The sequence below is a fragment of the Halalkalibaculum sp. DA384 genome (assembly GCF_043951955.1).
GTDB lineage: Bacteria > Bacteroidota > Rhodothermia > Balneolales > Balneolaceae > JAMQKA01.
Genome location: NZ_JBINJE010000027.1, coordinates 1 through 15,001, shown reverse-complemented (window position 1 = coordinate 15,001; position 15,001 = coordinate 1). Strand labels below are relative to the sequence as shown.

General features: G+C 48.6%; 12 protein-coding genes. 5 read left to right on the top strand and 7 right to left on the bottom strand.

Features of this window, described 5'->3' with window-relative positions; translation table 11 throughout:
* The first annotated feature begins 15 nt into the window (after window positions 1-15).
* Together hflK and hflC are read left to right on the top strand one after the other, a co-directional pair.
* A complete protein-coding gene (gene hflK / locus ACG2E4_RS14030) occupies window positions 16-1,062 on the top strand; it encodes an FtsH protease activity modulator HflK (RefSeq protein ID WP_395276936.1) in 1,047 nt (348 codons plus the stop codon).
* Between the two features lie 12 nt (window positions 1,063-1,074).
* On the top strand, window positions 1,075-2,022 hold the full coding sequence (gene hflC / locus ACG2E4_RS14025; RefSeq protein ID WP_395276935.1) for a protease modulator HflC: 948 nt from the start codon (window positions 1,075-1,077) through the stop codon (window positions 2,020-2,022).
* A gap of 462 nt (window positions 2,023-2,484) precedes the next feature.
* Here the strand turns inward: hflC and ACG2E4_RS14020 are convergent, their stop codons facing one another.
* A complete protein-coding gene (locus ACG2E4_RS14020) occupies window positions 2,485-3,804 on the bottom strand; it encodes an ABC1 kinase family protein (protein WP_395276934.1) in 1,320 nt (439 codons plus the stop codon).
* Complete coding sequence (locus ACG2E4_RS14015) at window positions 3,804-4,502, bottom strand: hypothetical protein (RefSeq protein ID WP_395276933.1); 699 nt, start codon at window positions 4,500-4,502, stop codon at window positions 3,804-3,806. Before ACG2E4_RS14015 ends, ACG2E4_RS14020 begins: the two co-directional genes overlap by 1 nt.
* A 363-nt stretch (window positions 4,503-4,865) precedes the next feature.
* Between ACG2E4_RS14015 and ACG2E4_RS14010 the strand changes: the two genes are divergently transcribed.
* Window positions 4,866-5,324, top strand: a complete 459-nt coding sequence (locus ACG2E4_RS14010) for a sterol desaturase family protein (protein WP_395276932.1) — start codon at window positions 4,866-4,868, stop codon at window positions 5,322-5,324.
* A gap of 16 nt (window positions 5,325-5,340) precedes the next feature.
* On the top strand, window positions 5,341-6,303 hold the full coding sequence (locus tag ACG2E4_RS14005; protein WP_395276931.1) for a N(4)-(beta-N-acetylglucosaminyl)-L-asparaginase: 963 nt from the start codon (window positions 5,341-5,343) through the stop codon (window positions 6,301-6,303).
* Window positions 6,304-6,366: 63 nt separating this feature from the next.
* On the opposite strand, the gene ACG2E4_RS14000 is transcribed toward ACG2E4_RS14005, so the two are convergent.
* The 3 genes from ACG2E4_RS14000 to ACG2E4_RS13990 form a co-directional block, all read right to left on the bottom strand.
* Window positions 6,367-6,951, bottom strand: a complete 585-nt coding sequence (locus ACG2E4_RS14000; RefSeq protein ID WP_395276930.1) for a DinB family protein — start codon at window positions 6,949-6,951, stop codon at window positions 6,367-6,369.
* A 267-nt stretch (window positions 6,952-7,218) separates the two neighbouring features.
* Complete coding sequence (locus tag ACG2E4_RS13995) at window positions 7,219-8,322, bottom strand: glycoside hydrolase family 3 protein (RefSeq protein ID WP_395276929.1); 1,104 nt, start codon at window positions 8,320-8,322, stop codon at window positions 7,219-7,221.
* 54 nt (window positions 8,323-8,376) lie between these two features.
* The gene (locus ACG2E4_RS13990; protein WP_395261607.1) at window positions 8,377-9,825 is read right to left on the bottom strand and encodes a TlpA family protein disulfide reductase; all 1,449 of its coding nucleotides are present in this window, start codon (window positions 9,823-9,825) and stop codon (window positions 8,377-8,379) included.
* Between the two features lie 615 nt (window positions 9,826-10,440).
* Between ACG2E4_RS13990 and ACG2E4_RS13985 the strand changes: the two genes are divergently transcribed.
* Complete coding sequence (locus tag ACG2E4_RS13985) at window positions 10,441-11,178, top strand: tetratricopeptide repeat protein (RefSeq protein WP_395276928.1); 738 nt, start codon at window positions 10,441-10,443, stop codon at window positions 11,176-11,178.
* An 86-nt stretch (window positions 11,179-11,264) separates the two neighbouring features.
* On the opposite strand, the gene ACG2E4_RS13980 is transcribed toward ACG2E4_RS13985, so the two are convergent.
* Both ACG2E4_RS13980 and ACG2E4_RS13975 read right to left on the bottom strand, forming a co-directional pair.
* Window positions 11,265-13,646: a CHAT domain-containing protein gene (locus ACG2E4_RS13980; protein WP_395276927.1), complete on the bottom strand. Its 2,382-nt coding sequence runs from the start codon at window positions 13,644-13,646 to the stop codon at window positions 11,265-11,267.
* Between the two features lie 1,169 nt (window positions 13,647-14,815).
* Window positions 14,816-15,001 (bottom strand): hypothetical protein (locus tag ACG2E4_RS13975; protein ID WP_395276926.1); only part of this gene is annotated, 186 nt, incomplete at its 5' end.

The window sequence follows — 15,001 nt, the reverse complement described above, 5'->3', positions numbered from 1 at the left end:
TTTAACTACTAACCGATGGCAGAAAAAACATATTCGGGGCCCGAATTGCCCGAGCAAATAAAAAATCTAGGCGGTCATCTGAGGCTAATTGTCCTCGGGGCGGTCGCATTTGTCCTTGCATTCACTTCCTTTTTTACGGTTGACCCAGAAGAGGTGGGGCTGGTAATGCGGTTCGGAGAGTTCACCCGCACGGCCGATCCGGGACTCAATTTCAAAATACCGCTTGCTGAAGAGGTCCAGATTGTACCGGTGGAACGCCAGCTCAAGCTCGAGTTTGGGTATCGCACCACCAGCTCTGGAGTGCGGTCTACATACCAGAAAGAGGGATACCGGGATGAATCGCTGATGTTGACCGGAGATCTGAACCTGGCGGATGTGGAATGGGTCGTACAGTACCGCGTGGAAGACCCGTACAAGTTTTTGTTCAAGGTCAGGAATCCGGATCAGACGTTGCGCGATATTTCGGAAGCAGCCATACGCCAGATTGTGGGCGACCGCACCGTGAATGAAGTGCTGACGGTAGGACGCGCCGAGGTTGCCAACCAGGGCCAAATGTTGATCCAGGCGATTTGTGACGAGTACGAAACCGGCATTAAAGTGGAGCAGCTGGTGCTGCAGGATGTCAACCCTCCTGAACGCGTGAAGCCCTCATTCAATGAAGTGAACGAGGCCCAGCAGCAGCGCGAAACGCTTATTAATGAGGCGAAATCGGCTTATAATCGAGTGATTCCCCGCGCACGCGGACAAGCCGAGGAGACGATCCAGAAAGCCGAGGGATACGCGGTGAACCGTGTGAACCGGGCTCTGGGAGAGGTGGCACGGTTTAACGACCTGTACGGAGAATACATGAAGGCACCGGAGGTCACCAAGCAGCGCCTCTACCTGGAAACGCTGGAGGAAATCCTGCCCAAAATCGGGAATAAAGTTGTTACCGACCAGGAGGGGAACAGCGTGTTGCCGCTGCTTCAAATGCAGATGAACGGCTCCGGCACTCCGGGTCGGCCCTTGCAACAGGCGGGTAGTGGATCCGAATCTAATACAAATAATTCAGGAAATAACTAAGATTTCAGGTCAATGAAAAATATCACAAAAATATCCATTATAGTTATCCTGGCTGTCCTTGTGCTGGTAGCCATGGATGGCTTCTATATTGTAGATGAGACAGAACAAGTGGTTATCACGCAGTTTGGGGCACCAGTGGGAGAGGTGAAAATGGAACCCGGTATGAAAATGAAGATCCCGTTTATCCACGAGGCACACTATTTTGACAAGCGCTACCTGGAGTGGGACGGAGATCGGAATCAGATACCGACCAAGGACAAGAAATTTATCTTTGTGGATACATACGCCCGCTGGCAGATCACCGATCCACTCCAGTTTTTCAAACGGCTTCGGGATGAGCGCGGTGCTCAATCTCGTCTGGATGATATCCTGGATGGGGAAACCCGCAACGCCATCGCCTCTCACGATCTCGTGGAGCTGGTCCGATCCACCAACCGCGAGCCGATCCGGGAGGGAATCATTTCTGAGGTGGTGGAAGACTCCCTGGCAGATATTTCGGTCGGGCGTGATTCTATTCAGACCACCATTCAGCAGCTGGCAAATGAGCGGGCCGGCGACCTGGGACTGGCCGTACTCGATTTTCGGTTTAAACGGATCAATTACGTAGAGGATGTGCGCCAGACCGTCTATGACCGTATGATCAGCGAGCGGCAGCGCATAGCCGAAAAGTTCCGTTCTGAGGGACAGGGAGAAGCATCGCGTATTAACGGAGAAAAAGAGCGGGAACTGAAGCAGATCCAGTCAGAAGCGTTTCGGAGAGCGGAGGAGATTCGGGGTCAGGCGGATGCCGAAGCTGCGGCCGTTTATGCCAATGCATACGACAAGAGTACGCAGGCACGGGAGCTATACAGGTTCGTCCGCTCGATGGAAGCGTATCGCAATACGTTCGATGAGAAGACCTCGGTCGTGATCTCGACAAACAGCGACTTTTACCAATATCTGCAGAATATGGGCAATTAGCCCGGATTTCTCACCAAGAAATTTGTTTTTCAGCAAGGCGAAGGGCAAATGACCGCGCAGACGTACCTCTCTGTATGTTGAGTAGGCGATTTGTCCTTCAACGCAGCTGAAGGGCAAATTTCGCAGCCTTTTGCAGACTGTAATGATAATTTGGCAGTAAAAACTGGCATAAGTTATTGTAACCCATAAAATTGCAGGAATTCATCCAAAATACTTGTGAGAATGCGGGTTAGAACTTGCTTTAAAAGTCACGGCTGTCCCTTTATAAGTATACAGGAAGGTCGAAAACGTATTGTGAAGGGCTTTGCAAAACCCTCAATTCCTTGTTCTGAGGGAGTTGTACTCCCGTTTAAAGGTCAACAAGGTCGGTGGTATAACCACTTACCAACAAAATAGCAGGTTCTGCAAAGGTCCTTGCAACAACTGATAAGCTCTGAACATGTGTATACCCGGTAACCGTGTTCAGGCTGTCATTTCTTCCAGGACGGCAAGAGCCTTTTCGCGGCTTTTCCGGGTGTTGACCCGGGCCCCCAGTTTCATGAGCAGATTGTAAAGCCCCAGATGTACGCGCGTGCTATAGATAAAGTGTTTTGAGCCGCGTGGTTCGTTCATGATGGGAGGTTCCTTGGCAAAACGGTTGATGCGCTCCCGGAACTCTTGATCCCCGAAATCGAATTCGTCGGTTTTGTAGGGCTCTGCGAACGCCCGCCCGTAATTCATGCAGAACTGGAAAAACTGTTCCTCTTTCCGGGGGTTGTCCGGGTTTTCCCTGATGATGTCGAGTTCGAGGAAGAGGTCACGAATTTTGTCGATATCGTCCGCCATGTGGATCGGCAGCAGCCGCAGGTATTTATTTGAGAAATCGATGGGAAATTTCTTTACGCACCCAAAATCGATAATCCCCAGCTGGTCGTCATCCGTAAAAAAGAAGTTGCCGGGATGCGTATCGGCATGAACCGTATCGCGCTGCACCACCTGGTCGTGGAAAAAGTCCCACAACAGCTGGCCAAAATGGTCGCGTTTCTCCTGGGATGGCGAGGTGTCGAGAAACTCCTTGAGGTGTTTACCTTCAATAAATGTCATCGTCAGCACCTTTTGTGTGGAATACTCCCTGATCCATCTCGGCGTGATGTACCGGTCGCCCGAGAACCGCCTGTGGAAGGCTTCGATCTGTTCTCCTTCATGAATGTAATCGGTCTCTTCCATAAGGGTGGACTGTACTTCCTCAAAATAATCGTCGAGGTCGGCCCCGTTTTTAACAAACCGTTTAATTAAGAGCTTGGCCATCCCCAGGTCCGACTGGATGGTCTCCCGCACATTCGGGTATTGAATCTTCACCGCTACGGGTCGCCCATCCCTGAGTGTTGCCTTGTGCACCTGCCCGATAGAGGCCGCTGCCAGCGCCTCCGGGTTGAAAAACCGGAACAGCTGCTCGGGATAGGCGCCAAGCTGTTTTTTGATAATCGATCGCGCCAGCGCTTTGTTGATGGGTGGGACGCTGTACTGGGCTTCTCCCATCACTTCTGTAAACTCTTCCGGCAACAGGCCCTGGTCCATGCTCAGCGACTGCGCAATCTTGAGGGCCGTACCGCGAAGCTTGCTGAATTCATTAAATACCTGACGGGCGTTTTCGGTATGGAACCGGCTGCTTTCTTCACGGCTTTCTTTCCGGCCGGCGGCTTTCTTCAGATGGCGCCTGGCATAGTTGGTGCCCAGCTTTAACCCGGTTTTGGCAAATATTTTTCCGCGCTCAAATTTTGAAGAGGGAAAATCGTCACTCATTAGTCTCGTATTTCAATTTCTGGGAACAGGTTTTTAATCGATTGGAATCCGCTGCTGAAAACAGCATTGGAAAACAGGAACTTAGCCAGGTCAAATCCTTTGTCGACGGCCGCGCTGTACATAAGCTCCTGCAGGAATGCAGTGTATTTATCGGTTAGCTCCATGCTTACCTCCTGCTCTTCACTGGTATCTTTAAGCCAGAAGCGGATCAGCACCGTATATTTCCGGTAAAGCACCTGGTAAAAGTAACGGTTCATCAGCAGGGCACTGCTCGACGATATCCGGGGATCACCGGAAAAAAAACGCTCCAGCAGTTCCCGTGTTTGCTGTTCGAACCCGGTACCGGAATAGGAACAGAATATCAACGGGGTAAACGTTTCCCGGACAAACGACTTGTGTTCATCCAAAAGATCAAATGAGGTATATACAAAATTTGATAGTTTTTCAGCCAGCAGGTAATCGTCAAATCCCTCGATATCCTCCAACATCAGCCGGTAGCGGACAAGCAGGCCCGTGTAGTAAAATTGAAGGATCGCTTTTTTACCAGGAAAATATTCAAGAATGTCGGCCACTGTGCAATCTGCCTGACGGCTCACCTGCTTAAGAGTAAAGTTTTTTCCCTCTTTCTCGTACTGCTCTACTGCAGCTTCAGATATCCTGTACTTGAATTCAAATTTTCCGGGATCGGTTTTATTCATCGGGCTAAGGGGTATTTAAACATTCAACATGTCTGCTCGTCTTCTGGAAACGTAACTCTGTCTTTTTTATCATCCATTTCCGCAAACAATTTTTGCAGGTAATTAAATCCGAAGGTAGTGGAATAGGAGTAAGTTTTCTGGGAGGTTGTCTCATTCCCCTGATCACACGTTTAATTACTGAAGTAGATCTGCCCGCTTTTAAACTGGTTTCGCTCAACATAGCGCTGTATTTGATCTTCCTCCAGCGGTAGTTGGTTTTACAACGCCCGTTCTTTATAATTAGTTGCACATGTTTTAACATCGGCGTTCTACTCAGCCAGGGTTAACATATTGATCCAAGATTAATAACAGGAAAAAGATATCATGAACGAGATTCTGGGATTTGCCGGATTGCTACTGTTGGGTTTTTGCGGGATGGAGATCATATCCTACCTTGTACACCGGTACCTGTTTCACGGGTTCCTCTGGAATATTCACGAGTCGCATCACACACCCACGCACGGCTGGTTTGAGTTGAACGACCTGTTTTCGCTCTTCTTTGCATTGGTATCGGTGGGATTGATGTTCTGGGGGGCGGGAGATCCGCTGGGTTCGGTCGCCTTTGCCATCGGAACCGGCATTGCAGTGTACGGGGTCCTGTATTTTATCATTCACGACCTGTTTGCTCACAAACGATTTATGCCCTTTAAAAGTGACAACAAGATCATGCGCTTAATTCGTCACGCGCACCAGCGTCATCACCAGTCGGCGGATAAAAAGGGGCATGAACCGTACGGGCTGTTTCTTTTTCCCTACGACAAGTACAACCAAGAAAACCGATAACAGGAGAAATTGTCATATGGATCGCGAAATTTTTTTAAAGACATCCCTGCTGGGCGCATTATTGCCTGCGGGAAGAAAGTTTTCATTCTCTGGACAAGCTGAAGCTGAGGGACCGGTTGTAATCTCAACCTGGGACAACCGCAAGGCGAACAGTGCCGCGTGGGAGATCCTTTCTGGAGGCGGGCCGGCCCTGGATGCAGTAGAGGCGGGGGCAAGGGTACCGGAGGCCGATCCGGGAGATCGCTCCGTGGGATATGGGGGCTATCCGGACCGTACCGGGAAGGTAACTCTGGATGCCTGTATCATGAACCATGAATCGCGATGCGGATCGGTGGCGTTTTTGCAGGATATCAAGCACGCTGTTTCGGTGGCACGGAAAGTACTGGAAAATTCACCACACGTCATGATGGTCGGTGAGGGTGCGCAGCAGTTTGCCCTCGACAACGGTTTTAAAAAGGAAAATTTGCTCACCGAAGAAGCCCGCCAGGTATGGTTAAACTGGAAAAAGAATCCGGAGTACCCGGTGACAAGCTGGGATCAATATATGAATCACGACACGATCGGGATACTGGCACTGGACCGGCAGGGAAATCTTTCAGGGGCGTGCACGACCAGCGGAATCGGCATGAAGATGCACGGCCGCGTGGGAGATTCGCCCCTGATCGGCGCGGGTCTGTTTGCTGACAACGATATAGGGGCTGCCGCGGCCACCGGGGTAGGGGAAGAGGTGATCAGGGTTGCCGGGAGTCACCTTGTGGTAGAGCTGATGCGGCATGGAGCGTCGCCCACAGACGCCTGCCGTCAGGCCGTAGAACGGATTGTCAATAACCACGGGGGGGGAATGGATGGACAGGTCGGATTTCTTGCGTTAAACAAGAAAGGCGCCTATGGTGGATACGCGATTCAGCCGGGATACTCCTACGCTGTTCGGACCTTGCAACAGGAAGAGCTCATCTCCAGTGAGAGCTGGTTTGGTTAGGGTTCGTTTTTGATCACACGAAAAGGAATACCTCTGGCTGTCGTAAAGAGTTACTAAAGTAAGCTATGTAAGCTGTTTCCAAACCTGTTGTGCCTGCCAGATGTGACGGCGTTGGTGAACCTCGGCCACGGCAAAACTCTCCGAAAGGGTCATTCGGACAAATTTGAGAAGGGGATTGGAGACTTTGATTTTGTTTAGGTCTACCGAGTTGACCCAGGCAGTTGTCAGCTCATCGATAAAGGCATCCTGCAGGTGTACAAAACGATCCAGTACCGGTTGTTTTTTTAGTCGCGCTTTGGATGCCGGAGAGAAAGGTTTTACGGTTTTCATCTTCAGCCGGTATGGTGGGGCGAACAGTTTGATAACCCCTTTCCAGAGCAGCCGGGGCGGAAAAGGCCGCTCTTCATTTTCTACGGAAGAGGTCGGCGCGGTAGCCAGCCCGTCGCGAATATTTTCCAAATATATCTCCCCGAATTCATTAAGGTGGCTGTAACACTCGGCGATGCTCCATCGGTCTTCAGCCGGCCGCTGTATAAAGAGCGGCTCGCTTATCGGCTGACAAAATGAAATGGCCCGGTCCCGCGCATCGGAAAACCGGGTTATATACCATTGAATCGTATATTCTTTTACGCCGGGAAGATTCGCCATACCTGAATAATTTTATATCCTGTCTTTTTGCCTAAAACCAAAGAGAGCCTTCAATAAACAGATTCTTGTTGAGGATCAATCTTTGAAAAAAATCAAAATAGTAGTTTATATCTCATAAAAGAGGATTTCAAATTCGTAAAACCCGAAGGGGTAAAAAGCCAAGTCAGCCCATCTGCATCCTTGCTGAGTGTCTGATAAATTCAACTGAAGATCGCAAAAAGAATATGGGTACAGATCAGTGCACCATGTTGTATATTGAGTTTTTTATCACTCAAAGGTGCTTTTTATTCTCATAATCCGTTTGTACGAGTCTTCAATAGTTGTCCTGGAAATTTCTCCCCGTTCCACCATGCGACTGATGACAGAGATTGCCCGTTCGGCAATATCTTCCTCAAAAACGGAATTGTTGGCAAACACCAAGATATCTACACCGGCGTTGATGGCCTGTTTCAAAGCGGTTTCAAGTCCGTATTGAGAACGTATCGCCTGCATCTGCATGTCATCGGAGAAGATCAATCCCTCGAAACTGAGGCGATCTCTCAGCAGCTCGTCAAGTACCGGGCTGGAAAGAGTGGCCGGGTAGGTGGAGTCGAGTTTGGCATTAAATACATGAGCAGTCATTACCGCCGGTATGGAGTCGCTGGCGATCAGGTTCGCATACGGCTCGAGCTCCACTTGTTGCCAGGTCTCCGTGACATCCGCGATCCCTTTGTGGGAATCGTTCCAGGCGCTGCCGTGCCCCGGAAAATGTTTTAGTACCGGAATGACGCCAGCCTTGAGGTGCTCTCTTGCGACAATGCGTGCGTGCGTTGTCACGACTTCAGGGTCGGCAGAGTAGCTGCGATCGAGCTTGCCGATGACGGGATTTTCGGGATTGGTGTTCAGGTCTACAACCGGTGCAAAATTGACGTTGAACCCCAGCTGATCCAGCAGCCGGGCCTGTTGGGTTGCATGGAGTTGGGTGGTATCTGGGTTGTTAACCGTACCCAAATAGTGAGCCGATACTGTTTGGGGGAACCCGAACCTGGGCTTCAGGCGGATCACTTGTCCGCCTTCCTGGTCAATACCGATAAAGAGGGGAGTCGAGGCCAAATGTTGGAGCTGCTCGGTCAGTCTTTTCACCTGGTCGGCTGACTGAATATTGCGCAGGGGGTGCTGGGAGGGGACGTCGTAATCAAAGAGGATGACACCCCCAATGTTACGGTCGCGGATGTCTTCGACAATCGGGTTTCCGGCATCGATTTCGGTTCCGCGGAATCCAACCATCAGCATCTGCCCGATTTTGTTCTCGAGGGAGACTTCGCCTGCGGGCTGGGCGCAGCCGGAAGCAGAAAACGATATAACCAGCAACATTCCAAAAAGTATTCTCATCAGCAGGTATTTATCGATTGTGATTTCAGGGTTTCCTCCCGTAGCAAAAGAGTCTCAGGTTTCGTCCTCCCTCGTAATCAGGCTGTCCAGTACCTGTTCGAGATTAAAAGAGGGACGGACATCATTGTATCGTTCAATATTTCCCTCCCGGTCCACGAGTATATAGAACGGGATGCCACCACCGCGGTATTTTTTAAAAGTCTCTTGCTCAAATCCATTACCTCCGTAAAGCTGAACCCAGGGATTCTGAAACCGTTGCAGGGCCCGCCGCCAGGTGAGGCTGTCTTCTTCAATGGAGATCGCCACAATTTCAAAATCATCACGCGAATATTTTTGATAGAGTTCCCGCATGTGGGGGAACTCATCCAGGCACGGGATGCACCAGGCGGCCCAGAAATCCAGCAACAGGTATCTTCCTTTGAAATCTTCCAGTTCTATAATGTTGCCTTCCTGGCTGGGCAGGGCGAAGGGAACGGCCGGCTGACCAGGGGAGACGCTTTTTACCTGGTTATAGAACTCCGTGAGGAACGACACGTATGCAGGGAAATCCTGGTATTCCTGCAGGAACTGGTTGTAGCTGGGTTCAGCCACTTCGGGAGAGATCTCCCCGATCCGTTCCGCTATGAGGTGCATCCTGGCGTACGCTTTTGCCCTTCGTCCATCGATATGCTTGAGAACCGAGGTCCGGGCAGAGTCCATTGTTTCATACCCGAGCCGCTTTACGTCATACTGCATCAGGTCCTGTCCATACTTCTCCTCCAGGCGTTCCTCGACTCCAAATGTATTTGCATAGGCGTTGGTAAAGTCCCTGATTCCCGCCCGTTGATTTTTTAATACCTTGTAGCTGAAAAAATTAAGTTTTTCAGCCTTTTCCATCACCTCTTTGCGATGTTGCCGGGGATTGAGACCGGGCTGGCCCCACCGGTGGGTGATCGACTCCAGACTTTTAACCAGGTATTCCCCGATGGTTTTATGGTAGTAAATTTCGAGGGGAGTATCGCCCAGGTGTCGTTTAGCTACCGATATTCTGTTTTTATAGAGCTCAATGACATCGGTTTGTTCTCCATTTCGGAAGGCGGGCAGCTCTTCTTCAATAGAGTTCATGATTTTAGTATCCTCAGATCGATACTGGCTGTACATTTCGTCCCATTCCCTGGGATAACCTTCCACGGTTACGGAGTCGGGAAACCAGGCGCGCCGTATCGTCAAATGCACCTGTTGGCCCGGCTGCACCACCACCGGGTATCGGGTGTCATCAATTACGAAAAAAGCGATCTCCGTGGAATCGGCAGGAATGGAGGTGCCGAATGTTCCATCCTCGTCCGGAGTTACGGGAAAGATCTTTTTGGGTGCATACTTGTAGTGGAGGGGAGGCTTTTCAATATAAATTTCGGATGATCCGACATAGTCCAGCGTACCCGTGACCGAAGCCTGGTCTGCTTTGGAACAATAGATACATAAGGAGAGCACTGCTGTTAAAAACCAAACTCCAAGAGGCTTCATAGGCTAAAAATGGTTTAGTTGACTATATGCGAGGATTTACCATGTCGCGAGTTTATCCTGCTGCAGTTCGCGGGATTCATATCCCCCTGCTGAGAGACAAACCCTTCCATTCAGACGGTTGTACTGGCGGAGCCCAGATTTTTAAAGTCTGCTGTTGTAAAGAAATAAAAATATTGATAAGGGATACAATAGTTAACAAATATTTACCACCGGAGTGATAATATCGGGTTACCGGGGCGGGGAGATTGTATATTCGGCAGGTATCACGCGTCCTTGGCATGCTCTCCAGAAATGTTTCAATCTGAAAGGTACGGGATTGCTGACCAGAAGCTTCCATAGTGGGAATAAATGAGGGGAGATCAAAGATTTTTTTGTAACACTTTGCGGGGTAGGTACTCTTATAGTTGGAAATGGGAGAAAAAAGATATTCATCTAGATAAGAGCTTGATTGTCTATAGCCTTAAATAAATTTGCTATAGTATTTAATCTCAAAGAGCATATATTTTTTCTTCTGGCATTTCAATCTTAATATTAAATATCTTTAATATTAAAGTATTGAAACGAGAGTTTGTTATTTTATTTAAAAGCTAATGGTAAACTTTAACAGCAAGGCAGATGATTGAGAGTCATAAAAATAGAGATCTTGAAGAGAAAATTGATCAGTATGTAAATGGTCAGCTTTCTTCTGATGAGATTGACGAGTTATGGGCAGAACTAATACAGAATGGTGATCAGCTTGATTACCTTAAAACGGTAGCCAATACCAAGGCCGTGATTGAATCTGAACGGGAAGGTGCTGCCACCATCCTTGGCATGGACAGGGCGTGGTCGTATGCTGCAGCAGCCGTGGTTGTACTGCTGGTAAGCGTCTTGGCCGTTATCAATATGCCGGAATTCCAGTCCGCGGAAACTGTAGAACCGATCACAAGCATAGAGCTGGACTACTACCGGTCTGAAGATGGCGTAATGGAGCCCAATTCTGAGCAGGGCGTATTGAAGGATGCGCTGGCCCTGGCCAACAGGGGGAATACGGCAGATGCAATACAGATGCTGGAACAGGAATTGGAATCGGCAGATGATCCCGCATGGTCCGCGAAACTGCATCTGAATATTGGGTCTCTTTATTATAACGATGGCAGCTACGATCAGGCGATCCGAAATTTTCAGCACGTTGTTGAAAAGCAGGCCGTTGATGCACTAACCCGCGAAAAGGGCTACTGGTACCTGGGTAACGCGTATTTTCAGCTCAACCAGCTGGACAAAGCCCGGCAAGCAATTCAGAACGCGTATGAACTGAATGGCGCATACCGCCGCGTGGCCAAGCATTATCTGAGTGCACTGGCGACCGAATAGCAGTATTCTTGATCATATAAGATACACGTACAAACATATTGGAAAAGGCCCGGTAACAGATTTGCTGCCGGGCTTTTTTATGGAGGTTATTCCCGTTTATTTCCGGTTGGTATGTTTTGCTGTTGTGCCATATATGACAAACTGACCATAACAATCAGGTAGAGCATAAAACCGGAGGCCACATAGATGTTTGAGCTCTGCATTGGCTTCACTACCGCCTGGCTGCTGCCAATAAGCATGTAGGGCCCCCAGTAATGGGGGTTGGCATTCTTTTGTTTCAGGAAATACACTTTGGCTTTTCTCAGTGCTTCCGATTTGGAGTCCCCATCGTTCAACGCCCTGTAAAACCGGGTGGCAAAATCGGAAGCCATCATGTCATTGACTGACCAGAGGTTCAGTACGAGACTCTCCGCCCCGGCGTACCGAAGCGCGCGACTAATACCCACAATGCCGGACCCTTGCAGGTAGGAACCTGAACCGGATTCACAGGAGTTCAGCATAATAAGGTCATTGGTGAGGTTCATCTCAAAAAGTTCATAGGCAAAAATTTGGCTGTTAAACTGTTCCGTTTCCGTTTGACCGGCGGGACTGCTCATGTAAATGCGCGAAAAAAGCGGGTCCTGCTCCGAGACTGTACTGTGCGTTGCCAGGTGAAGAATGCGCGCTTTGGGTGCGGCTGCCCGGAAGGCCTCTTCGGTAGACTGCTCCTCCAGGATCGTTCTGTGGTCCTCCAGGTTGGTCAGCTCCCGGGATATCTGGAGAATCTCGCGGCGTGCGTAGGGCAGGGGCATCAGTTCTGATCCCGCATTGTTGAATTCGCTTATTCCGAATCCCACGTAGTCCCAGTTGAATGATTTATCGGGCTGCGCTCCATGTACAAATTCATTGAGGGAGGTCAGGTATTCAGTGCGATATTGTTCAATGAAATATGTGGGTTCCCCGTAACTGTAATGTGATGACGGGGGAGTCAGGGGAAGAATATCCATCGGAAGCTGAAAGAGGTAGCTGTCGGGTATCAGGATGACATTTTCTATGGATGAGGCCAGTTCCGAAATATTCAGCTTTTTCCCGAGTCGGTACAGCTTGTTCAGGTCCGTTTCTCCGGTCGAAAGCGCTTGGATCGACTGGTCAAAAAGGGCCCGGGTCTGTTCATCCAGATCAACCTTGTGGAAATCAATGTTTCGTTTTGTGATGCTGGCCAGATAGTAGGTCTCCTTGAGTTCGGTGATATGCAGGATCAGGTCGTTGGAGGAGAGCTGCCGCTGAACCTGGTGCATATTTATGGTCGGCTTGTCGGCATATTGCGTGATTTTTCGATCGAGGGCCCGCTTTTGTGCATTCAAGCGGTCAATTTTATTTTGAATCTGCACGCGCTCCCTGGAGGAGGCGCTCAGTTTCTGTTTTCGCAGTTGATCCAGGTTGTTGGCAAGCTGCCGGTACTGCGTCAATTCGGACTCATTGAGTTGTTGGGCTTTAACCATGGGATCCTGGTAAAAGGCGGCATCGTTGATCGTTTTCAACTGGTCCAGTGCCAGGGCCGCTTCACCAGGACGGTCCGTTTCAATAAGCAGATCGACAAACAGTTTAAAAGCATCCAGATACTCCTGCTCAATACTCCAAAACCCCGACTGCAGATCCGTGCTGCTCTGTGCCCGCTCTACCACCTGCCGAATGGTCGGTTTCAATATTTCATAGGCGCTGTTCGGCTCGCCGGTGGTGATTAAATAGTTCGCTTCGAGCGTTTTTGCTTTTACAATCTGTGCAAAATCGAGCAGTGAGAGGTCTGAGTTGTTGAGTATGGCTATGACTTCTCCTACTTCAGAAATTTTGTCCAGCTTCAGCAGTATTCTGGCTTCATCGACAAGGGCATGAAGATACGTTTGAGTATTTTTTTGCGATCTAACAGTCTGTTTGGTACTCCGGTAGATATTTAGTGCCTGCTGAAACTTATTTTGTGTTTCATACAGTCTCGCTTTTTCGGTTAAAAGCTTAAAATAGAGGTTAAAGTTCTGTTGCCTGTTTATGACCGAATCTGCTTTTTGAAAATAGGTGGCGGCAGAGTCCGGATTCGATTTTAAATCCCGGTAGAAAACCCCGAGCGACACAAAGATGGATCCCAGATCTTCAATATTACCATGCCTTTTGGATAGTTTTAGTGCCTCATTAATATATCTTAGAGATGAACTTATATCTCCATTTCTGCGATAAAAAATGTGGAGGTTCTGTAATATTTTGAATTGATGTTCATAGTTTTGTTCTTTTTGAGCGAGCTCTAGTGCCTGAAACTGGATCTCGAGATATTTGTCGAAATTGCCACTTTTAAAGTGGGTGATACTCAGGTTGTGATATAAGCTCGTTTTATTTACAGGGATGTTTTCTTCGGTAGCCCTTTTCAAGACTTCCTGAAAAATATCCTGGGCCTGTTGAATTTTCCCTATCTGGTACAGGTACACTCCCTGAGTTTGCATAATAGAAAGAAGTTCTTTTTGGGAATTCAAAAAATTGGCCAGTGGAAGGGAGTGATTACGCGATACTTCCAGACTTAGATCGTAACGTCCAATCTGGTACATGGCAAAATCCAAATTACGAAATACCCGCAGCCTGTCATTTGATAAAGGAAAGAGCTTTTCACGGGTTAAGTCCGAGTAAATAGTATGAATTTTTGAATAGTCATTGGTCAAGTATAAAACTCGGAACAGTGTAACAAGATAAAGGGAGCTTTTAAGGGAGTGGGGGTTGAAATTTAGATTTTGTTGATACCAATGATTGGCAAGCTTTTTGAGATAGTCATCAGTTATCACTTGATTGTCCAGGGCCTCGGTGTTGAAAAGCAATAAAAAATGGACAAAGTGGAATTGCTCTACAGGGAGAGTGGAAGAATCTATCGAGCTGTTATTAATGATGTGGGTAATAAGTTTCTCGTAGTTAAGCCCCTCTCTTTCAGAGAGTTTGTGCATAGTTCGGTACCTGCTATAAAGTGTTTCCCTTGACGTAGAGTCACTTTTCTGAAGCATAGCAGCAATTAAGAAGTCCGGATGCCCATAGGAGAGCGCTAGTTTTTCCAAGAGGCGGTATTTAGGTTGTTCTTCACAAAGAACTCCATTCAGGTCCCTAAAATATTTAGTTCGATTCGCTTCAGATTTGATGTAATTTATCAACTCCTCCTGCCCTTTATTTTGGCATAACTCCGCCAGCGCCCATAAGTTGATATTCAATTCTTCATGGGTTTTTATTCCTTCCAAATAAATAGCCGCCTGTTCCTTCGCCTGATTTGGCAAAGAATTGGTAGGTGTGTCAGTTGGCTGAAATCCCAGTAATACAGCAAATACAAGTATCAGGGATACCATGGGGAAAGTTGAATTAAAATTAAGTACTATTGCGCCACCGCTGCGAGTGGCGCAAGATACTTAACATTTGGAATAGTTGTTTTCTAATATAAAATGACCAGACGTAGATGTTAAATAACCCCTTATGCCTTGTATCTACCAACAGCATAGTTGGATTTGTGTGATACCGGCGGCGGTCCCGAGGATGAGGATGAACGCGAATGTTTTGGCGGCAAATGTTTTGATGGTCTTCATGGCTGGTAAATTTTGTGTGGTTAAAAAATGGTGTTGAAAAAAAGTTGAACGGGTGATTAATCGGGTTTGTCGAGGATTGGTTCCATGTCGTCGCCGTTGCCGAAGGTCTCAGGGGTGGGCTCGACGGGCTGCTCGACGGTGGCCGGGCGGTCGGGCCCGTCAAGGGTGGCATCGGTGACGGATCCGCACGCGGCGGCGGTCCCGAGGATGAGGATGAACGCGAATGTTTTGGCGGCAAATGT